22 protein-coding genes are annotated in these 21,715 nt (G+C 38.2%); 12 read left to right on the top strand and 10 right to left on the bottom strand.

The features are described 5' to 3' along the window. Nucleotides 1-41: 41 nt before the first annotated feature. The 6 genes from AC1M9I_RS02215 to pnuC all read right to left on the bottom strand — a co-directional run bounded on the left by AC1M9I_RS02215 (nucleotide 42) and on the right by pnuC (nucleotide 5,793). Nucleotides 42-1,262, bottom strand: a complete 1,221-nt coding sequence (locus tag AC1M9I_RS02215; protein ID WP_481610619.1) for a GGDEF domain-containing protein — start codon at nucleotides 1,260-1,262, stop codon at nucleotides 42-44. 224 nt (nucleotides 1,263-1,486) lie between these two features. Continuing rightward, nucleotides 1,487-2,647 carry a GGDEF domain-containing protein gene (locus AC1M9I_RS02210; RefSeq protein ID WP_179997681.1) on the bottom strand — a complete coding sequence of 387 codons (1,161 nt, stop codon included), beginning with the start codon at nucleotides 2,645-2,647 and terminating at the stop codon, nucleotides 1,487-1,489. A 56-nt stretch (nucleotides 2,648-2,703) separates the two neighbouring features. Further along, nucleotides 2,704-3,192, bottom strand: a complete 489-nt coding sequence (gene def, locus AC1M9I_RS02205) for a peptide deformylase (RefSeq protein WP_481610655.1) — start codon at nucleotides 3,190-3,192, stop codon at nucleotides 2,704-2,706. A gap of 151 nt (nucleotides 3,193-3,343) precedes the next feature. Further along, nucleotides 3,344-4,477, bottom strand: coding sequence for a GGDEF domain-containing protein (locus tag AC1M9I_RS02200; RefSeq protein WP_035269141.1), 1,134 nt, complete (start codon nucleotides 4,475-4,477; stop codon nucleotides 3,344-3,346). A 366-nt stretch (nucleotides 4,478-4,843) separates the two neighbouring features. Next, the gene (locus tag AC1M9I_RS02195) at nucleotides 4,844-5,110 is read right to left on the bottom strand and encodes a hypothetical protein (RefSeq protein WP_481591919.1); all 267 of its coding nucleotides are present in this window, start codon (nucleotides 5,108-5,110) and stop codon (nucleotides 4,844-4,846) included. Nucleotides 5,111-5,211: 101 nt separating this feature from the next. Then, nucleotides 5,212-5,793, bottom strand: coding sequence for a nicotinamide riboside transporter PnuC (pnuC, locus tag AC1M9I_RS02190; protein WP_481610618.1), 582 nt, complete (start codon nucleotides 5,791-5,793; stop codon nucleotides 5,212-5,214). A 173-nt stretch (nucleotides 5,794-5,966) separates the two neighbouring features. On the opposite strand from pnuC, the gene AC1M9I_RS02185 reads away from it, so the two are divergent. Both AC1M9I_RS02185 and AC1M9I_RS02180 read left to right on the top strand, forming a co-directional pair. After that, nucleotides 5,967-6,758, top strand: coding sequence for a crotonase/enoyl-CoA hydratase family protein (locus AC1M9I_RS02185; protein ID WP_416224318.1), 792 nt, complete (start codon nucleotides 5,967-5,969; stop codon nucleotides 6,756-6,758). 22 nt (nucleotides 6,759-6,780) lie between these two features. After that, the gene (locus tag AC1M9I_RS02180) at nucleotides 6,781-7,677 is read left to right on the top strand and encodes an alpha/beta hydrolase family protein (protein WP_481610617.1); all 897 of its coding nucleotides are present in this window, start codon (nucleotides 6,781-6,783) and stop codon (nucleotides 7,675-7,677) included. An 8-nt stretch (nucleotides 7,678-7,685) separates the two neighbouring features. Here the strand turns inward: AC1M9I_RS02180 and AC1M9I_RS02175 are convergent, their stop codons facing one another. After that, complete coding sequence (locus tag AC1M9I_RS02175) at nucleotides 7,686-8,135, bottom strand: hypothetical protein (protein WP_051586611.1); 450 nt, start codon at nucleotides 8,133-8,135, stop codon at nucleotides 7,686-7,688. Nucleotides 8,136-8,488: 353 nt separating this feature from the next. Here AC1M9I_RS02175 and AC1M9I_RS02170 point away from each other — a divergent pair, with 353 nt between their 5' ends. From AC1M9I_RS02170 to AC1M9I_RS02160, 3 genes are all read left to right on the top strand, one after another. Next, nucleotides 8,489-8,689: an acyl-CoA thioesterase gene (locus AC1M9I_RS02170; protein ID WP_481610616.1), complete on the top strand. Its 201-nt coding sequence runs from the start codon at nucleotides 8,489-8,491 to the stop codon at nucleotides 8,687-8,689. Between the two features lie 267 nt (nucleotides 8,690-8,956). Next, nucleotides 8,957-10,021, top strand: a complete 1,065-nt coding sequence (locus AC1M9I_RS02165; RefSeq protein WP_035269112.1) for an aromatic ring-hydroxylating dioxygenase subunit alpha — start codon at nucleotides 8,957-8,959, stop codon at nucleotides 10,019-10,021. Nucleotides 10,022-10,072: 51 nt separating this feature from the next. After that, a complete protein-coding gene (locus tag AC1M9I_RS02160; protein ID WP_481610615.1) occupies nucleotides 10,073-11,014 on the top strand; it encodes a PDR/VanB family oxidoreductase in 942 nt (313 codons plus the stop codon). Nucleotides 11,015-11,064: 50 nt separating this feature from the next. Here the strand turns inward: AC1M9I_RS02160 and AC1M9I_RS02155 are convergent, their stop codons facing one another. The 3 genes from AC1M9I_RS02155 to mhpT all read right to left on the bottom strand — a co-directional run bounded on the left by AC1M9I_RS02155 (nucleotide 11,065) and on the right by mhpT (nucleotide 13,636). Beyond that, nucleotides 11,065-11,754 carry a GntR family transcriptional regulator gene (locus AC1M9I_RS02155; protein WP_481590590.1) on the bottom strand — a complete coding sequence of 230 codons (690 nt, stop codon included), beginning with the start codon at nucleotides 11,752-11,754 and terminating at the stop codon, nucleotides 11,065-11,067. A 126-nt stretch (nucleotides 11,755-11,880) separates the two neighbouring features. Beyond that, the gene (locus tag AC1M9I_RS02150) at nucleotides 11,881-12,339 is read right to left on the bottom strand and encodes a MarR family winged helix-turn-helix transcriptional regulator (protein WP_092766907.1); all 459 of its coding nucleotides are present in this window, start codon (nucleotides 12,337-12,339) and stop codon (nucleotides 11,881-11,883) included. Between the two features lie 64 nt (nucleotides 12,340-12,403). Further along, nucleotides 12,404-13,636, bottom strand: a complete 1,233-nt coding sequence (mhpT, locus tag AC1M9I_RS02145) for a 3-(3-hydroxy-phenyl)propionate transporter MhpT (RefSeq protein WP_092766908.1) — start codon at nucleotides 13,634-13,636, stop codon at nucleotides 12,404-12,406. A 271-nt stretch (nucleotides 13,637-13,907) separates the two neighbouring features. On the opposite strand from mhpT, the gene AC1M9I_RS02140 reads away from it, so the two are divergent. The 7 genes from AC1M9I_RS02140 to AC1M9I_RS02110 all read left to right on the top strand — a co-directional run bounded on the left by AC1M9I_RS02140 (nucleotide 13,908) and on the right by AC1M9I_RS02110 (nucleotide 21,715). Continuing rightward, nucleotides 13,908-14,741 carry a p-hydroxycinnamoyl CoA hydratase/lyase gene (locus AC1M9I_RS02140; RefSeq protein WP_035270071.1) on the top strand — a complete coding sequence of 278 codons (834 nt, stop codon included), beginning with the start codon at nucleotides 13,908-13,910 and terminating at the stop codon, nucleotides 14,739-14,741. Between the two features lie 49 nt (nucleotides 14,742-14,790). After that, nucleotides 14,791-16,242 (top strand): aldehyde dehydrogenase, encoded by a 1,452-nt coding sequence (locus AC1M9I_RS02135; RefSeq protein ID WP_481586544.1) that lies wholly within the window; start codon nucleotides 14,791-14,793, stop codon nucleotides 16,240-16,242. A 78-nt stretch (nucleotides 16,243-16,320) separates the two neighbouring features. Further along, nucleotides 16,321-18,207, top strand: coding sequence for a feruloyl-CoA synthase (locus tag AC1M9I_RS02130; protein WP_481593929.1), 1,887 nt, complete (start codon nucleotides 16,321-16,323; stop codon nucleotides 18,205-18,207). 72 nt (nucleotides 18,208-18,279) lie between these two features. Next, entirely contained in the window at nucleotides 18,280-19,419 is a 1,140-nt protein-coding gene (locus AC1M9I_RS02125) for an acyl-CoA dehydrogenase family protein (RefSeq protein WP_035270077.1), read from the top strand. Between the two features lie 48 nt (nucleotides 19,420-19,467). Next, complete coding sequence (locus AC1M9I_RS02120) at nucleotides 19,468-20,721, top strand: OprD family outer membrane porin (protein WP_481593931.1); 1,254 nt, start codon at nucleotides 19,468-19,470, stop codon at nucleotides 20,719-20,721. 52 nt (nucleotides 20,722-20,773) lie between these two features. After that, nucleotides 20,774-21,307, top strand: coding sequence for a DUF3237 domain-containing protein (locus AC1M9I_RS02115; RefSeq protein WP_481593932.1), 534 nt, complete (start codon nucleotides 20,774-20,776; stop codon nucleotides 21,305-21,307). 21 nt (nucleotides 21,308-21,328) lie between these two features. Then, nucleotides 21,329-21,715: a PaaI family thioesterase gene (locus tag AC1M9I_RS02110; protein ID WP_481593933.1), complete on the top strand. Its 387-nt coding sequence runs from the start codon at nucleotides 21,329-21,331 to the stop codon at nucleotides 21,713-21,715.

Below are 21,715 nucleotides of genomic sequence, written 5' to 3'. Positions count from 1 at the left end.
TTTTATTCTCTTGGTGATCAATGGAGACCCAAAATAAGATCTCAAATGTTAAATTCAGTTGTCGATATCGTGTCACATCTGACTTGATTACGGCCATTCTGCTTTGCAAGATATAGTGCTCTATCCGCCGCACTATAAATCCTTTGCTTTACTTCGTCTGTGTGTAGATGTGGTAAATTTTGTGACATCGCCACGCCAAAGCTTGCCGTTATTTGAATAAAAGTCGCTGGGCTAATCTCAATTTTTTCACTTTCGATCGTTTGACGGCAACGTTCTGCGATGATTAATGCTTCGTCGATATCACCATCTGTCAGTACTAGAACAAACTCTTCACCACCGAGCCGTCCTACTATATCCTCTTCTCGTGTTTGCTGTTTTAAAACGAGAGCAATACGTTTAAGTACAAGATCACCAACATCATGACCATAATTGTCATTAATCTGCTTGAAGAAATCGAGATCTAAGATGATGAAAGCAAAGCTGCGATTTTGTTGAATTAACTTACTAGTAAACTGATTGATGTAACGACGGTTATAGAGGTTGGTTAACGCATCTTTCTGACTTAGTATTTCAATCTTACGCTCACGTCGTCTCCACTGTGACAAGATCAACTCAAAAAAAACTGCTGAGCACAACAGTATGGGTAAATATAGTACCGCCATACTTTTCAGCCAAAAAGGATTGGCATACAAATTAGATTGATTCAGTGCATCACTAAATAATGGTGCATAAGTCAGTTGACCATTGGCCGTCAGTACTGCCAACCACACGATAATACAAGCAATAATAAAAGAGACGCTATAGATGATGCGCTGTTCATATAACACAAAACCAATTAATACAATATTGACCGTTCCCGCCATCACCGCAGGACTATAAATCCCAACCGTGTATCCTGAAAAAATGACAATCAATCCATAAAATAAGGGGATTAAATAGCCCAAGATTCGGCGAGCAGTAGCATTTTTTCGAAGCACTAAAGCGATCGTCAGAAAACACGTAGTCAAAATCACTTGTAAACATGTGGTCAATGTCCGATGAGGATAATATTCTGAATCTAACCAAATTTGATATTCTGAATGGAAAGTTAGGTAGTACCACAACCAATGACCGATGAGCATCAACAGCCCAAATATAAGTAACAGAATCCCTTTATTAAAGTTGGACCAGTTAATAATAGAACGTTCAGATTCTAACAAGACATATTTGATAGCTTGCAATAAACTGCGCTGTTGTTGTACTTCATTCTCTCGAGTCATCATCTAATTGTATTATCGAATATTCATATTTATTTTTATTAAAATTTGGATGTATTCAGCGATCATGTCAATGCGCTTTAAGCATTAAAAAGACTGCTTTATCGTTCAGATCAATTTATGGTATGAATTTGATGATCACTGACCAAAACAAAAGCATTGCTATAAAAAAACCTAAACGTATGTTTCTCTATAGTTAGTAGTACCAAAACCGAAATTTAATCATTGAATTAAGCTGACTGATATAACTGTACCTGATTTCGTCCGCTTTCTTTGGCAATATATAAAGCGTGATCTGCACAATGCGTAATGACATCTTGATCAGATAACTCATGGGATAATGCAATACCAAAGCTTGCCGTCACATTTAACGAGGTTCCATCATCCAGCACAATCGGCTGCTGTGCAATTGCGTTACGGCAACGTTCTGCGATATCAACCGCTTGATCACGACTGAGATTGTCCAGAATTAATATAAATTCTTCACCGCCATAACGTCCAACCGTATCACCAATACGAACATGATATTCCAAACGCGTCGCCACCTGTTTCAGGACTTCATCTCCTGCTGCATGACCATATTGATCATTAATTTGTTTAAAATGATCCAAATCCAATAAGATCACAGCATAATCAGCACGATCCTGCTGAAAATGTGATAACACTTCATTGATTTGACGACGGTTATAAACGTTCGTCAGGGCATCAAATTTACTGCTGGTTTCAAATTGTTTTTCACGACTGCGCCATTGGGTGAGTAAAATCTCAAAGAATAAAACACTCATAAGTAAAATGGGCACGTAGAGCTGTACCATGCTCATGACCCAAAAATCATTTTGGTAAACGATACTTTTATTCAACTCATCACTAAACATAGGTGCATAACGAATTCGATCGATATGCGTCAAGTAACACGTTAATAACGTGTATATCGTAATTGGAATTGCAATCCCATAAATAATTTTACGGCTATAAAATACCAACCCGACCAATACAATACTAATGAACCCTGCCATTGTTGCAGGACTATAAATTCCAATCGAATACCCTGAATAAATCATGGTCATTCCAAAGAAACTAGGGGCAAAGTAAGCAATGAAGGTTTGAAACTTAGCGATATGCTGAAACTTGAAACAACTCCAAAACAGGACAAGATAAATCACGGAGGTCACCAACAATTGGGTAACACGTAATTCAAAATAGTCAGGATTTAACCACTGTGCTTTTTCAGGGGTATAAAAAGCCACAATTAACCAGCGAGCGACCTCAAGTTGGCTTAGAATTCCAAAAAAGAGGATAAGCCGTCCCTTTTTAAAATCACTCCAATTGATCAGCATATTTTGAGGATCAAGGATGTACGTATTGGCCATACGATACAATCGCTTAATCATATGTTGAATCTTCCTGATTAACTTCATTCTGTCCTTTTATCTTTTATATTGTCTTTTTAAGCAGCGTGAACTCGCTCTACAAACAAGATCCCATCAAGATGGTCAATTTCGTGTTGAATAATTCGTGCAGGGAATCCTGAAAAAGTCTCAGTAATTTCCTGTCCTTGCATATTACGATAACGGACACGGATTGATGAAGCTCGAGCCACCTCCGCACGTCGATTCTCTACACTTAAACATCCCTCTTCTCCTAAAACAACATGATCAGAATGTTCCAATATTTCAGGATTAATCATGTAAATAGGCTCCATCTCAGGCGCATCGGGATACCGTATATTGGGTTTTGAAGCGACGATAATAATCCTTTTAGAGACATAAACTTGTGGTGCAGCAATACCGACACCATTGCGCTGTTGCAGCGTAAAATTCATTGCTTCAACCAGATGCGTTAACCAGCTACTACTAAACTCAAGTTCACTTACCGGCGATGCAACCAATTCAAGGATCACTTCACCTTTTTGAGCAACGGGTAGTATCGTCATAATACGTTCATCTCAATTATGATAAGAATTTGATCTTCATAATTTTTTAAATTTTAAATCAAATATTTGATTAATAGTCAACCAATCTTAAAGCATTTCAAGATGAAGTAAAACTGATTTAAATGACGAATTTGTGACCTGATAATTTTACGGCTCAAGTTTCACTTTTTTGTATGACATCAGCATCCTGAAGTTCGTAGTAGTGTCTAACCTGATTACGACCACGTTTTTTTGCTAGATATAATGCTTGATCTGCATGACGAATCACCGCTTCTTTATTTAAATTAAATTCAGAAATGGCTATACCAAAGCTTGCTGTCACTCTGATCGTCGTACGTTCATCGATATAAAAGAGCTCATTTTCAATTTCTTTGCGACACCGCTCTGCGACCTCCATCGCAGCTCTGAGGTTTTTATTCTGCAACAGCATCACAAACTCTTCACCACCAAATCGCCCGACAATATCTGTATCACGTATATTTTGACGTAGTACATTGGCAACACGCTTTAAGACGTTGTCTCCGATATCATGACCATAGTTATCATTAATACTCTTAAAATGATCAAGATCTAACAGAATGAGAGCAAATTTTCGTTCTTGTAATTGAATTTCATTGAGTTCTAAACCTATTTTTCGACGGTTATAAATCCCCGTAAGCGGGTCCATTTGACTCATTAAATTAATTTGTTTTTCTCGATTTCTCCATTGCGTCAACAAAATCTCAAACAATACAAAAGTCGCAAAAAAAATAGGCACGTAAAAATAAAGTTGTGAATAAACCCAGAATTCATTAAATACCATGACTGAATAATTGAGCTGATCACTAAAGACCGGTGCGTAGGTCATATAACCCAATGCACTACTGACAATTGCAATGAGCATATATACAATGACTGGTAAAAAAAGCAGATATACAATCTTGCGTTCAAATAAAACCAGACCAACTGTTAAAATACTGATAAATCCCGCAACGGTAGCAGGACTACTGATACCAACCGAATAGCCACCATAAATAAAGCTTACGGAAAATACCAAAATAATAAAGTAAGGTAAATATTGTCTCACCCACTCTTTATGACGCCATATGACACAAGGAATAATCAGTAAGAACTGTAATACACAGCACAGCAACATCCGTGATAGGTGAAAATAATAATAATCAGGATTGAGCCAATGATGTAATGCAGGATGATGAAATGAAAATAAATACCATGCGATCCAGGTGATATGTGCAAGTCCGCCCAATACCATGACCAGAATACATTTATTTAAGTTACTCCAATTCATCAAGACACTTTGATTCATAAATGAATGAAGTGTATAGGGGCGAAAAATCCGATTGAATAGTTTTAACATAATGAACTAACTCAATAGAAACAGCTCATCAAAACAAACTATATTTTCATTTGACTCTAAAATCATTAAATCTATTTCACCCCTATAAAATATAGTGACTAAAGTCACATATTTTTTATTATAATTGCACTTATTATCACAATCTAACCTTAAGATTAGGATTTATCAAGGTTTTTTTACCATTTATTCTATTTTTTTTTAAAGCTTTTTTTGCTTAAATCCAGCTAGCGATACGCTCAAGCATTTTGATTTGACTCAGCTAAAAATTGCTAAGTACACTCCTAACTCTTAGAACTCTTAGAGATCGAGTTCTCGATAAATAACTTTAATTTCTTGTGCAATGTGAATACTGACTCGATGATGCAAATATTGAATCAAAATATCAAATTGCTCTGCACCATCGTCTAATCCAGTACAAAAATATTCAGTATGAGGAGGAAGTGTTTTTAACCACTGACTTTGATAAAAATCGGCAACGGATTCAAAATTAAGATAACGGTGAGGATGCTGTTGTAATGATTTTACAAATTGCAGAAATCGAGCTTCCCAAAAGTGGATAATCATACATTTAAAGTCTATTGGTTAAATTCAACTTCATTGTTACGTTGATCTGCTTTATTTTGCAGATCAAATCATTTAAATCAATGTCCAAGGATGTGAATCTTTCAAAGTGAGTGGACGGTTTGCTGTTGAACTTGATATTTTTTCTTCCACTGAAGATAACCTAATAAGGCTAAAACAATAAATGCGCCATAAAGACCAGCCGTCAAATATAGATCTTTATACATAAACATCATGACATAGATGATATCCACCGCGATCCAAGCAGGCCAAATTTCCAAATATCGTTTAGACGTCCAATATGTAATGAGCAGACTTAAACTTGCCAATTGAGCATCTAAATAAGGAATGGAAGCATCCGTAAAATAATCCAGACCTAAACCAAAAATAAATCCTGCCAACATTGTAAAAAACACATGTTTGATAATTCTCAACCCTTGAATACGATTGATGGCAAGTTGCTCTTGTTGTTTAAACTGAGCTTTCCATATCCACCACCCATACACACCTAAACTGATAAACACGCATTGCAATATCGTTTCACCATAGAGTTGATAATCATAAAATAACTTTGCATATAAGCCATAAGCCACGAGATTCACAGGCCAACACCAAATATTACGGCGAATAGTGAGGGTTACACCCAATACACTAATCAATACTGAAATAATTTCTAAAAGGCTCATACACTACTTAAAATGATCGTGGTTTATTTGATACGCCTATCCTAACGCATATTGAATGGCACCATACATGATTCTTAACGAACACGACTTAGCGCTGTTCAATTTGAACTGCACAGTTTTGACCTAACCATTAAACTCCTCTAAAAATAGAATATCCTCAATGGAAAATAATAATGATGAATACAACTCAAACGACCAGAATAACCATTGAAATTCGCAATCATCTGATGTTGATTGGTTTAAACCGTGCTGCGAAGCGCAATGCATTCGACAGTCATATGATTGATGAACTTTCACAAGCACTTACCACCTATGAAGACCAGTCTGATTTACGCTGTGCTGTGATTTATGCACATGGAGAGCACTTTACGGCAGGATTAGATCTGCTTGAGCTTCAGCCGCGTATGTCAGATGGTATATTTTCGGAAGATATGAATCTGATTAACCCATGGGGCACGACTGGTCGTAAACGAAAAAAACCAGTCGTTGTCGCTGTGAAGGGGTATTGTTTTACTGCTGGAATAGAATTGATGTTGAATGCCGATATCTGTATTGCCCATCAAAATACCCAATTTACTCAACTTGAAGTGCAACGTGGCATCCTCCCCTTTGGCGGAGCAACTTCACGCTTCGTTAAAACTGCAGGTTGGTCTAATGCAATGCGCTACTTATTGACGGGGGATTTTTTTGATGCTGCAACTGCATTTCGACTTCATTTGATTACTGAAGTAACAGAACAAGATCCGCTTGACCGTGCCATTGAACTTGCCGAATCCATCGCTTCAGCTGCTCCACTCGCTGTTCAAGCCACCTTGACGGCTGCTCACGAAGCGATTTCACATGATGAGCAGTACGCTTTTAATCAGTTAAAGACTCATCTTCTTCCACTAATACAATCTGAAGATGCAGTCGAAGGTATGCGAGCAATGAGCGAAAAACGTCAACCTCGCTTTAAAGGTCAATAGTTCAATATCGGGAAATATAGACATGCAAGCTATTTCAAATGTGAACCAGATGCCGAGCATCAATAAAACTCAAGTTCAGTTTCCTGCCTTAGATAACTATATGCTCACCGGCACTCGCTACCTATCATCTGGTGTGAAGACTGTTGCACGTATTATTGTGGCTTCAGCGACAGCGGTTCCCCAACCTTTTTATCGCAGATTTGCAGAGTATGCTGCAGAACGTGGTTTTGAAGTGCTAACCTTTGATTATCGTGGTGTGGGGGCATCATCTCCAGCACAACTCAAAGGTTTTAAAATGAGTTATTTGGATTGGGGGAAACTTGATCTCGCTGGTGCCATTGAATACTTTTCTAGCGATACTTTCCCCTTATTTGTGACTGCACACTCTTATGGTGGTCAAGCCTTGGGACTTACCCCTAATCATCATCAAGTCAGTGCCATGTGTTGCTACGGTACAGGTGCAGGTTGGGCAGGATATATGCCGTTCAAAGAAAGATTCAAAGTATCCGTGATGTGGAGTATTGTGTTTCCACCCATTGTCGCAGTCACAGGTTATTTACCTTGGAGTAAATTCAATATGGGCTCTGATCTGCCTTTAGGGGTATATCAACAGTGGCGTCGTTGGTGCAAAAATCCGTTATATTTTTTCGCTGACCCCGAGCAACAAGATTTAAAAGCACAATATGCAAGTGTTAAAACCAAAATTTATGCTGTTTCAGCATTAGATGATGATTGGGCTCTCCCAAATTCGAGGCAAGCCTTTATGCAACATTATCGTTCTGCTGATATGCGCTACATTGATATCACAGCCAAACAGTATCAAATGCCTGCAATTGGACACATGGGATATTTCAAAAAAGGCGCAGAAAAAATTTGGGATGACATGCTCCAAAATTATCTCAATTTAGTTAATGATTAAATTCTAAATTACTGAATAAAGTCAGATTGATGCTCTACCCCTTGTGCGTCAGTATGTCGATACATGATGCCATATTGACTCACATAGTATTCAAGGGATTGATTACGATATTCCCATAAAATCGACCACTCACCTAAATCAAATTGATTGATCTGACATAAAGTTCGTGATGGCATCTTGTTCAAAAACTCATATTGAATTTGCTGAGCAAACTTGATATCACGATGATTTACACGTTTCTCAAACAGTAATTTTGCAACCTCATCAAACATACGAATATCTTCGACAGAATCCGTATCATACACCAAGCGCGCCGGCTGGCTGAGATCAGTAGGCTTGAGGAGTTTTGTTAAATCAAAGTGCCTCTGCGTATTCCCCATAATCAATTTAGGTTGTAATAATAGTCGCCATACGGCATAGCAACTGACCAAAGCAAAACACACCACGATTAGCATCATATTTTTTACTCATTCCGATGATTATTCATTGAATCGTTCATGACAGAAATGATTATTTCTTTATTTTTATTGTTAATTTTCTTGGTGTTATTAAGTTTTAACTTTTAAAATATTAACTTAAAAACCAGTAGAGGGATGGCACGAAACGTAACAACTCATTTCAAAATCCACATGTTATGTAAACCGTGTAAATCTAGGTAATTTTATTCAATTAATATGACTTAAAAGTACGTTGAAAGATTCTCATTAAAATAGGGTTTAAAATCTTAGTGTTCTAAATCATTACGACATTTTTTGTCGTTTAACTTGATACGCATCTACACTATTCTTTTCTCAAATTTTATAATTTAACCATGAACTATTCCCGTAAACGCAAACCCATTACCAGTGCATGGCCAGTTGAGCATGATTGCTTCCTCATTGAAAACAGTCATCTTCAACTCGAAGCATTGCAACAGACGCTTCCTTATTCTGCTCAAGAAATTCAAGATCGCCAAGAAATCTTGGGGCTCACGAGACGTCGTCGTCAAATAAAAAAATTAGGTCAATTTTAATTTTCTAATGAAGCTAAAAATAAAATCCCAATAATCCATCAAGTTTAAGTATTTTTTGTTTAATAAATTAACCCTCGTGCCCTCTCTGACAATGAATCAATTTCGCCATATTCTTGGATGGTGATTTGCCATCATTTTTGCTCAACAATAATCATTATTTAAATGCTCTCTCAAAAATGGATCCAAAATATTTATTTTTAAAGATTATTATTGACTTTTTATCTAAAAAATAGAATTATTGGATCCAATTGATAAGGAGATCAACTCATGTTTGTAAAAAATGCTTGGTATGTGGCGGCACGACCTGAAGAAGTACAAGATAAGCCTCTAGGAAGACAAATTTGCGGTGAAAAAATGGTTTTTTATCGTGGAAAAGAAAACCAAATACATGCTGTTGAAGATTTTTGCCCACATCGCGGTGCACCTTTGTCATTAGGCTTTGTTGAAGATGGTCAACTGGTCTGTGGTTATCATGGATTAGTGATGGGATGTGACGGCAAAACGGTTTCAATGCCTGGGCAACGTGTACGTGGCTTTCCTTGCAATAAAAGCTATCGCGCAATTGAAAAATTTGGCTTTATTTGGGTATGGCCAGGAGACCAATCGCTTGCAAGTGAAGATCAACTCCCAACTTTAGAGTGGGCTGAAAATCCAGAATGGGCCTATGGTGGTGGACTATTCCACATCAACTGTGATTACCGCTTGATGATTGATAACTTAATGGATCTCACCCATGAAACATATGTTCATGCAAACAGCATTGGTCAAAAAGAAATCGATGAAGCTGCACCAACCACTCGTGTTGATGGTGACCACGTTGTGACTGAACGTCATATGGAAAACATTTATGCACCTCCATTTTGGCAAATGGCTCTAAAAGGTAATAATCTCGCTGCAGATGTCCTAGTAGACCGTTGGCAAATTTGTCACTTTCATGCACCTAGCAATGTTCATATTGAAGTTGGTGTTGCCCACGCAGGGCATGGTGGTTACAACGCACCGGAAAATAAAAAAGTGTCTTCAATCGTTGTGGATTTTATTACCCCCGAAACGGAAACGTCTCACTGGTATTTCTGGGGAATGGCTCGACACTTCCAACCCGACAACATCGAATTAACTAACCAAATTCGTGAGGGACAGGGCAAAATTTTCTCGGAAGATTTAGATATGCTTGAACAACAGCAACAGAATTTATTGAGACATCCTGATCGTAAATTGCTAATGCTGAATATTGATGCAGGCGGTGTTCAATCTCGAAAAGTAATTGACCGCTTGATCAGCTTAGAGCAAACGAATGATGAGCAGAAAATTACAACTTTAAATGTTGTTTAAATTAAACCCACATTTTATCAGTTTTTCATTTTACCAAGGAGCGATACTCACATGGATGTGACTATTCAGAAGATTTATCGTCATAATGAACACATTTTATCTTTCGAACTGGTAAACACCCATGGTGAATTATTACCAGCTTTTCAAGCCGGTGCACATATTGATGTGCATTTAGGTAATCAAATAATTAGACAGTATTCTTTGGCAAATTGTAGTTCAGAGCAGCACCGTTACGTCATTGGTGTCCTGAATGATCCTTTATCACGTGGTGGTTCTAAATTTATTCATGAACAACTTCGTGAGGGTCAGCAGCTCAAGATTAGTGAACCACGAAATTTGTTTGCCTTGGTTCCTGAGACAGAATATGCATATTTGTGTGCAGGTGGAATCGGTATCACCCCTATCTTAGCAATGGCTAAAGAGCTTAAACGCAATAATCAGCCCTTCCAATTACTGTATTTTGTGAAAACGAGAGCTTCTATTGCATTCCAACAAGATTTAGAGGCTCTAGGAGATTCCGTCCACATCCATATTGATGATGAACCTGAAACACATATTCTTTTGAATACGGTCTTTGCCTCTCCTCATATCGATCATCATATTTATGTATGTGGCCCAGATGGTTTTATGAACTATGTGATCCATACCGCAGATACGCTCTCTTGGCCTAGTCATCAAGTACATAAAGAGCATTTCAGCGCACAAGCTATTGATACCAGTCAAGATGGCAGTTTTGAAATTGAGATTTTAAAAACAGGGCAACGTATTCATGTCGCAGCTGATCAATCTGCAGCACAAGCTTTAGAACATGCTGGAATCTGTATCCCTTTATCTTGTGAACAAGGTATTTGTGGCACTTGTTTAGTGAATGTAGTTGAAGGTGAAATTGATCACAGAGATATGTATTTAACTGAAGAGGAACAAGCTGCAAATGATCAATTCACACCTTGTTGCTCAAGAGCCAAATCTCAACGAATTATCATTGATGTTTAATTGGGATCGATAGATTTTCAAGTGTAGCCCTTCATTAATTGAAGGGTTTTTTATATAGACCCATCTGTGTGAAATATTGAACGCATAGTCTCCCCTAAAGTAACCACATGACTATGCTCACGCATTAAACTTTCAGCGCGTGCTGAGTCTTTTTGCTTTAATGCATTGAATATTGAGCAGTGTTGGATATGCGCATATTGCAAACGACGAATTTCAGACAGCGCATTATTTTTATCATAAGTCAGTGCTTGTGCAGATGCCATAGGTAACTGATTGTTTTTACTAAGTGCTTGCACAATTGCAATATTATCCGAGCCTTGAATAATAGTATTGTGAAAAATAGTGTTGTAATGATGGTAGGTTTCTAAATCATCGCTTGTTAATTCTGGTTTATTGAATATGGAATCAATTTGGGTAATACAATTCAAAAGTGTTTGATGTTGATCTATCGTCATGCCTTTTTCAGCAAGCGTTTTTGCAGCTAGACCTTCTAAAACGCCACGTACATGCAACGCATCATGAACTAATTTGGATGAAATTTCTCGAACAGTATAGCCTCGAGTTGGATTTTTAACGAGTAAGCCTTCTTGCTCTAAAAGCCGAAAAGCCATTCGAATGGGTTGACGTGATACACCTAGCATTTCAGCAGTCGGAATTTCAGCCAAACGAGAACCTCCTGCAATCTCCCCAGAAATAATCATTTTGCGAAGTTCAATTAACACTTGCTGCCCTGAAGACATATAACTACTCAATTTTTTTGATCATGATTGATCCTAACGAGTCAGATTTGGAATATCAATCTCTGTTGACTTAAAGGACTCTTTTAGGCCGTAAATTCACTATTCTATTTTTGATAACTGAGGTGATTATGAGTTCGTATCATCAATATTTATTTTTTGAAGATTGGTTGCCATTAACTCTAGATTGTTTCGAATTAAATAAGCTAAATGGATATCTACCCCATCTAACATTTTTTGTTCTATCTCATTAACAATGTTTCGACATTGTTCGAGTTTTTCAAATCCTTTAGGCGTTACATTAATTAAAATTCTTCGTCCATGTGAGGGATCTGAAGCTCTACTGATCCAATCCTGGTTTTGTAAATCTTGTAGAATTTTATTGGTAGATTGCGGTTTAATAAATGAACGTTCTGCAAGTTTTGCATTAGATAGATTGCCTTTCGCAGCGATAACTGACAATGCTGTAAACTGAGATAAGGTGATATCTAAGTCTTTTAAACGTTCAGTTAAAAGTTTACTCACAATACGATCAACCCTTGCAATTATATAGCTCAGTGTCGGAATCGAATGATTAACTTCTGACATTTTATATTCCTTAATAGATGAACAAAAGTATGACTACTGTCGTAATCATACTTTTAACATATGTTTAACGTGTAGTTATATTTAGAACAGCATCAGACTGCTCTGCTCGTGGCTTGCGTACAAGCATTAATGCCGCAACAGCTGCAAATAAAATCAGTGGAATACTTGCACCAATGACCATTGCTGAACTAGAACCTAACGACAGTAGCATGCCAGCAAATAGTGGCCCTGCAAAAGATCCTATACGCCCTACTGCGACTGCAGCGCCTACACCCGTGCCACGCATTTCTGTTGGATAGAACATCGCTGCCAATCCATAGAGCGCTGATTGGCCACCTACAATAAATAGACCACAACCCACAGCAGACAATACAAGTAAAGCAACAGTTGGAGATATTGCAAGACAGCACAGTGATAACAAGATGCCAATATATATAAATTTAATTACAGTACTCATGCGAATCTTATCAAGTAAAGTTCCCATGAGAATCGACCCGAAGATACCACCGATGTTGTAACCAATTTGAACATAGTTCGCTTCTGTTTTTCCTAAACCTTGTGCACCCATCAATAGTGGCAACCAGTTGAGTAAAAAATATAAAACAACTAACGTAAAGAAAAAACTGATCCAAATTTGAATCGTGGAAAAACGCCGTTCTTTTGCAAACAACACTTCAAAGAATGGGGTAGAAGTTTTATTCTTCGTCGCTGTTAAATAGTCTTTAGACTCTGGCAAATATTTCATTAGCAAAGGGATTAAAAGAATTGGCGCGAAGCCACCAATGTAGAAGATATGTCTCCATTGCGCATCACCAGCTAAACCCATTGCAACAAATGATGTCAACATTCCACCAAATGGAATACCGCTATACATAATACTGACTGCAATGCCTTTATGTTTCTCTGATACTGCCTCAGATGCCATGGTGATCATCATTGGTAAAGCGCCACCCATCCCTAAGCCAGTTAAGAAACGAATGATTAAAAGCAGTGTATAATCAGAAGCATATGCCGTTAGAACTGACATCACTCCAAAAATTAAAATACTGGTCAATAGAACTGCCTTACGCCCAATTTTATCAGCGAAACGACCTCCTAATAATGCACCAGGTAAAGTACCCAAGATTGCCGCGCTAAATGCCCATGCCATTTGAGTATTATCTAAGCCAAACTCTGCTCGCATCCGTGGTGCTGCTACGCCCATTGATTGAAGATCGAAACCTTCAAATACAGCGATAGCGAAACACAGTACGAGTGTAAGCGTAGCTTTAGTCTTACTACTTACACTTTGTTCCATTTTTTATTGTCCCTTTTAGAGCTTTTAAAATACTTTTAAAAAAATACACATCCTATGTATTGCCTCCGTCCAGGCAACTCAAAAAATATCACCCAAACTTATAAAATAATCAATATTTTTTTTTAAATAAAATTCATTTAAAATATTATTTTATTAAATATCAATAGATTATAAAAATTCTATAAAAAATTCAAAAAAACACTTGTATGTAAGTTTAACTGATATTATCTTAATTCCAACAGGACATAAAACAAACACTAAGGAGCTTATCATGTCTTATCAAAATCGCTGGTCCACTGTTGATGTAAAAGTTGAAGCTGGCATTGCTTGGGTCACTTTAAATCGCCCAGAAAAGAAAAATGCGATGAGTCCAACCTTAAATAAAGAAATGATTGATGTACTTGAAACGCTTGAACTCGATCCAGAAGCAGGTGTTTTGGTACTCACTGGTGCTGGGGATTCTTGGACAGCAGGTATGGACTTGAAAGAGTACTTCCGTGAGGTTGACAGCCAGCCAGAAATTTTCCAAGAGCGAATTCGTCGTGATGCATCACGTTGGCAATGGCATTTACTTCGTTTTTATTCAAAACCAACGATTGCAATGGTAAACGGCTGGTGCTTCGGTGGTGGATTCTCACCACTAGTCGCATGTGATCTAGCCATTGCAGCAGATGAAGCTACATTTGGCTTGTCTGAAGTGAATTGGGGAATTCCTCCAGGTAACTTAGTGAGCAAAGCTATGGCTGATACAGTCGGTCATCGTGCTTCTATGTACTACATCATGACAGGCAAAACCTTCTCTGGTGTTGAAGCTGCAAATATGGGCTTAGTGAACAAGAGTGTTCCACTTGCTCAATTACGTGCAGAAGTAACTGAATTGGCAAATAATTTGCTTGAAAAGAATCCAGTTGTACTGCGTACAGCGAAGAATGGTTTTAAGCGCTGTCGTGAGCTGACTTGGGAGCAAAACGAAGATTACTTATACGCCAAACTGGATCAATGCAACTACCGTGATGATGAAGGTGGTCGTGCACAAGGTATGAAGCAATTCTTGGATGACAAAACAATCAAACCAGGTCTTCAAACTTATAAACGTCCTGCTTAAGCAGAATCTACTTTTTTCGTCATGATGGACATGTAAGGAAACATTCACCATGCAAAACGTACAGTTACTTATTCACGGCCAATCTGTTGCAGCAAGTTCAGGACAAACTTTTCAAAGAATCAGTCCAATTAATGGCTCAATCGCATCAACGAGTGCAGCAGCGACTTTAAGCGATGTTGATCGTGCAATTGAGTCAGCGCATGAAGCATTTAAAACTTGGTCTGTTCTATCACCAACAGACCGACGTTTAAAATTGCTTAAAGCTGCAGATTTGATGGATCAAAAAACTGAACAGTTTATTCAAACTGCAATACATGAAATAGGTTCAACTGCGACGTGGTATGGCTTTAATGTCCATCTTGCTGCCAATATGCTGAGAGAAGCAGCAGCCATGACTACACAAATTGATGGAAATATTATTCCATCAGATGTTCCTGGCAATATCGCTATGGGTGTTCGCGTTCCATGTGGTGTCATCGTTGGTATGGCGCCGTGGAATGCTCCTGTTATCTTAGCCACTCGTGCCTTAGCGATGCCTCTGGCTTGTGGGAATACAGTCGTACTTAAAGCATCTGAAGCTTGCCCTGCAACACATCGATTAATTGGGGAAGTACTTCATGAAGCAGGTATTGGCGATGGTGTTGTCAATGTCATTACTCATGCTCCGCAAGATGCTCCACAGATTGTAGAGCGTTTAATCAGTCATCCATTGACTAAAAGAATTAATTTTACAGGTTCAACGCATGTAGGACGAATAATTGCACAAACTGCAGCGAAATACCTCAAACCAGTGTTGCTGGAACTTGGTGGCAAAGCACCGGTCATTGTATTGGAGCAAGCGGACCTGGACGAAGCCGTTAATGCCATCAGTTTCGGCGCTTTTTTCAATCAGGGACAGATCTGTATGTCGACAGAGCGTGTTCTTGTGGATGAAAAAATTGCAGACCAATTCATCGAAAAATTGATCAATAAAGTTCAGAATATCAGAGCAGGAAATCCACTTGAGAGTCAAGAACCCCTGGGCGTTCTAGAAAGTTTAAAAGCTGCAACAAGAATCAAAAATTTAATTGAAGATGCACGTGAAAAAGGTGCATATTTACCACTAGGTTTAAGCATTGATGGTGCTATGATGCAACCTACTATCGTAGTTGACGTCACTAAAGATATGCAGATTTATGCCGAAGAGTCTTTTGGTCCTGTGTGCACCGTTCAACGTTTTAAAACTGTTGATGAAGCAATCGATTTAGCAAATGACTCAGAATTTGGATTATCTGCAGCAGTTTTTAGTCAAGATTTATCCCTAGCTCTAGATGTTGCTAAACGTATCGAATCAGGTATTTGTCATATTAATGGTGCAACCGTTCATGATGAAGCGCAAATGCCTTTTGGTGGCGTGAAACAAAGTGGTTATGGACGATTTGGGAGTAAAGTCTCAGTTGCAGAGTTCACTGAGCTGCGTTGGATCACCATGCAAACCAAAACTCGTCACTACCCTATTTAACGAATATTTCAAAGAGTTGACATGAAGTCAGCTCTTTTCGTTGGAAAAGAATAGCTAAAAATACATGGAGTGAAAACAATGTCGAATATGACGGTTCATACGCATAAATATCCTGAGCGATTTGTTAAATTAGGCAGTCACGAGATTGAGTTTCAATCTAAAAATGGCACTTTGTATATTTCCCCAAAAGAACAACTTAAACCATACCCACAAAAAATTACTGACCGTTTAATTCAATATGCTCAAACACATCCCGATCGTGTATTCGCAGCAAAACGTGGTCATGATGATGAATGGATTAAGCTTACATACGCAGAAACATTAGATCGAGCATGGCGTATTGCACAAAGTTTGAAACAATATTCACATCTTTCAATTGAACGTCCTATTGTCATTCTATCTGGAAATGATCTAGAGCATCTTACTTTGTCAATGGGAGCAATGCTTGCAGGGATTCCATTCTCCGCAATTTCTCCTGCCTATTCACTTATTTCTAAAGATTTTGGCAAGCTCAAACATGTGTTTGATGTTCTAACACCAGGTTTGGTTTTTGCTAATGATGGTCAAGCTTTTGCTAAAGCGATTGAACATTGCTGTGATACAGATGATATTGTGATCGTTACGAATTCTGGAAAATTTGGTGAGAAAAATTGCCTTGCTTTCTCTTCACTCCTCTGCTCTGAAATTAGTGATATTAAAGTTCATTATGAGACCATTGATGAACATCAAATAGCAAAATTTCTATTTACATCTGGCTCAACTAAAATGCCGAAAGCGGTACCTACAACGCATCTAATGCTATGTACCAATCAACAGATGCTGCTTCAGACCTTCCCTGAGTTTGAAGAGACCCCCCCAGTATTAGTTGATTGGTTAGCATGGCATCATACTTTTGGTGGCAGTCATAATGTAGGAATCGCACTATATAACGGCGGCACAATTTATATTGATGACGGCAAGCCAGTTCCAGGAAAGATGGAAGAAACCATCAGGAATCTTAAGGAAATTGCACCTACTGTGTATTTAAACGTTCCTAAAGGATGGGAAGAAATAACCGTAGCACTTGAACAAGATGCTGAGTTACGTGAAAAATTTTTTAGTCGAGTTAAAATTTTGTTTTTTGCTGGTGCTGCACTATCAGAAGCTGGTTGGAACAGACTTGACCAAATCGCGCAGTCACACTGTGGAGAACGTATTCGTATCATGAGCGGTTTGGGGATGACTGAGACTGCACCATCATGTGTGTTTACAACTGGTCCCAAAGTAATGGCTGGGTTCATTGGATATCCAGCTCCAGGTTGTGAAGTGAAATTAGTTCCTTATGGTGACAAACTTGAGTTTTGTGTTCGTGGTAAAAATGTCATGAAACATTACTGGCGTCTACCTATGGCACAACAAGCTGACATCTTTGATGATGAAGGCTTTTATCGCACCGGAGATGCTGTGAAGTTAGTGGATCCATCCGATCCGAGTCAGGGACTCATGTATGATGGCCGTATAGCTGAAGATTTTAAGTTGAATACAGGTACCTTTGTCAATGTTGGAACATTACGCAATAAAGTTCTCATTACAGGTAATCGACTTATTCAAGATGTTTGTATTACCGGTTCTAATTTAAGTGCGATTGGATTTTTAATATTTCCCAAAATTGCAGATTGCGCTGAGTATGCAGGATTAGATTTAAGTCTAGTTGGTGCTAAAGAGGTGCTTCTACACCCTAAAGTTCAACAATGGTTCAAGCAGTTTTTAATTGATTTCAACAAAGATGCGACAGGTAGTTCAAATACTGTTTCAATGCTTTACCTCATGATTGAACCTCCACTTCTTGATGCAGGAGAAACCACTGATAAAGGCAATCTCAATCAAAGTGGTATCTTGAAACGTCGCATAGCAATGGTGGAAGAGTTATACGAAAAAAACATTAATAATCCTCTCATTATTCGCATTCCAACCCTTAGAAATTAACTCAACTTTTTTATTCAGCAGCGTTTAGTCAAACGCTGCTTAGACAGTTGCATTTAAAATTAGGATAACGCTATGCAGAAAGATAGTGATTTTGAGCTGTTTCGGGACAATTATCGACGCTTCCTAGCAGAGTTTGTCGCCCCATATTATGAGTCATGGGAAGAGCAAGGACTCATGCCTCGACAAGTTTGGGATCAACTTGGACAAAATGGATTTTTATGCGTCGATGTGCCTGAACAATATGGAGGTTACGGCGCACCGATATATTATTCACAAATGATCGTTCAAGAAACGGCTCGAGCGGGCTTCTCTGCGTTAGCCGTTGCAATCGGTGGTCAGAGTGAACTTGTTTCACCCTATATCCAGAATATTGGAAGTGAAGATCAAAAACAATATTGGTTACCTAAAATGGTATCCGGTGAAGTTGTTACAGCTATTGCAATGACTGAAGCCAATGCAGGTTCAGACCTACAAGCCATCCGCACTCAAGCCTTATTAGATGGCGATCATTATGTGGTAAATGGCTCAAAAACGTTTATATCGAATGGTCAACATGCAGATCTCATAGTTTTAGTTGCTAAAACTGATCCTCAAGCAAGAGCTAAAGGTATTTCGATTTTATTGGTGGATGCTCATTTAGATGGAGTAAAAAAAGGTCGTGGTCTAAAAAAAATTGGACTTCAATCTCAAGACACTGCCGAATTATTTTTTGACCAAGTCAGAGTTCCTAAAGACCAATTATTAGGTCAGGAAGGTCAAGGCTTTAGCTATCTCATGCAAGAACTTCCACGTGAGCGTTTGAGTATTTCTCTCATGGCATTAGGCGCTTTGCAAGGTGCTTTAGAAATTACTCAAGAATATGTCCTCGAACGTAAAGCTTTTGGACAATCAATTGCACAATTTCAAAATACTCGTTTTGTAATCGCTCAAGCCAAAATTAAAACTCTAGCAGCCGAAGCCTTTGTCGAAAAATGTAAGTCGCTTTATCAACAGGGAGTATTGGATGTAAGCGAAGTTGCGGCATTGAAATGCTTCATCACTGATACCCAATGTGAAGTCATTGATCAACTTCTGCAATTGTTCGGGGGATATGGATACATGCGGGAATATCCAATATCTCGATTTTATGTCGATGCACGTGTTCAAAAAATTTATGGGGGAACCAATGAAATTATGAAAGAAATCGTTGCAAGAGAACTTTTAGGAAAATAACACAAAGATTACCTCTATGTATTAATACTATTTCAGGATGAAATAAAGATGAAAAAATTATGGATCACACCACTTCTATTATGTACCGCTCCAGTATTTGCAAATAATTTTATCGACCAAAGTAAAGTCGAATTAACTGCACGTAACTTCTACTTTGACCGTGACTTTAAAGTTGAGAATAGATACCCCGCATTAAGAGACTGGACACAAGGATTTATCTTTAAAGCGCAATCTGGATTCACCGATGGAACGATTGGTTTTGGTTTAGATCTATTAGCGACCGCAGGTTTTAAACTGGATGCTGATGCTAAATATGGAGGTACAGGAAACTTAATTCGTTCCTTGGCAACCAATGAGCCTGCAGATCAATATGGTGAAGTTGGAGTCACTTTAAAAGCTAAAGTTTCTGAAACCGAGGTACGTATAGGGACTCTTCAACCCATGACTCCTGTTTTAGTCGGCTCTCCAGCACGACTTTTACCTCAAACGTATCGAGGTGTTGCAGTTCAATCTAAAGATATTCAAGGTCTGGATCTCCAAGCATCCTATATTGATGAAGTCAATCAACGTGATTCTACAAATTATGAAGCTATAAAGATCTCTGGAGTAAATGGTCGTTATATTTCTGAAGAAACAGATTATTTGTATTACTTAGGTGGACATTATGACTTGACTCATAATCCATTGCGGTTGACTGCATTTCATATGGATGTTAACGACTTATATCGCCAATCGTTGTTAGGCATAACCTATAAATATCCAATCTCAAATCAATCCACTTTTACAACACAGTTGCGTTACTACATTAGCGATGAAGATGGGACTGCTAAAGCGGGTTTAGTTGACAATAATTTACTTCATAGCCATTCAGAACTTCAACACCAAAACCATAAGTTTATCTTTTCTACATTTCACCACTTTGGAGATACTGCTTTTCCGTACTTAACTGGAGGAGAAACTGGACTAGCAATTGATACTTGGACTGGTGAGTTTTTGAATGCGAAAGAGCGTGTTTATAGCCTGCGTTATGAATACGATTTTAAAGACTATATCCCAGGTCTTCGTTTTATGACCCGCTATACCCATGGTAGCAATATTTACGCACCACAGTTGGGTGGTACAGATTTTTCGGAAGATGAATTGGATTTTGATCTAGCTTACATAGTTCAAAATGGCCCACTAAAAAATTTAGGTTTACGCGCGCGTTACGCGATCTACGATAATGATATGCCGATTACCGCCAATATTAAGCCAGCCAATGAAACTCGTATCAATATTGATTACACGTGGAAATTTAAATAATAACAAAAGGGTTCTTTACTGAGGAACCCTACCCTCTCTAAGGATAATAAGTATGAAATATTTAATCGGCTTATTGGTCTATACCACCACTACATTAAGTTTGGCAAATACCCAATATTCACCACAACCCATAAAACTTGAACCCCTTGCGACATTCAATGTTGAACTCACAGCCCCAGTTTGGGAACTCGGTAAAACTTCAGATTTAGGGCAAAGACGCATTATCCCAATCACTGGAGGAACTTTTTCTGGACCAAGTTTGAAGGGGCGTATTCTTAACAATGGTGCAGATTGGCAAAAGGTCGATAGCAAAGGTTTGGCATATATAGATACGCGCTATTTATTAGAAACTGATGATGGTGCTCTGATTTATTTACAAACTAAAGGTTATCGCCATGCTTCACCACAAGTACTAGAACAATTAAGTCGTGGCGAAGATGTTAATCCCACTCAATATTACTTCAAGTTAACCATGCAGTTTGAAACTAGCTCAGAAAAATATGCATGGCTAAATCAGACAATTGCAGTTGGAAGTGCAATGCGTCTCGGAAAAGCCGTGATCTATGATGCATTTGCAGTGAAATAAATATTAAAGGAGTACTTTTCAATGGAAGAACAAGTTTTATCTAATCTGCCCCCTATTCATCATTTGTTGGGTGGTCATCAACTTCAGTGGAACAAGGAAAAGCGAGAAATTTCAGTTCAATATATTGCTCTTGAAAGTTTTACTAATCCTAGGGGAAGTGTTGAAGGAGGCATGATCTGTGCCATGCTTGATGATGCAATGGGTATTTTAGCCGCCTTAAATCAAACAGAAAAACCAGCTGCCACAATTAATTTAACAATTGATTTCTTCAGACCATGTGAAGTTGGTGAAGTATTAGCAAAAGCGTGGTTCATTAAAGAAGGACGTAAAATTTTAAGCATTCAAAGTGAAGCTTGGCAGCATGGAAAGTTAGTGGCAAAAACCAGTGCTGCATTTATGGTTCTATAA

The organism is Acinetobacter sp. ANC_7553, assembly GCF_056779895.1.
This window is presented reverse-complemented; position numbering and strand designations above follow the sequence as displayed.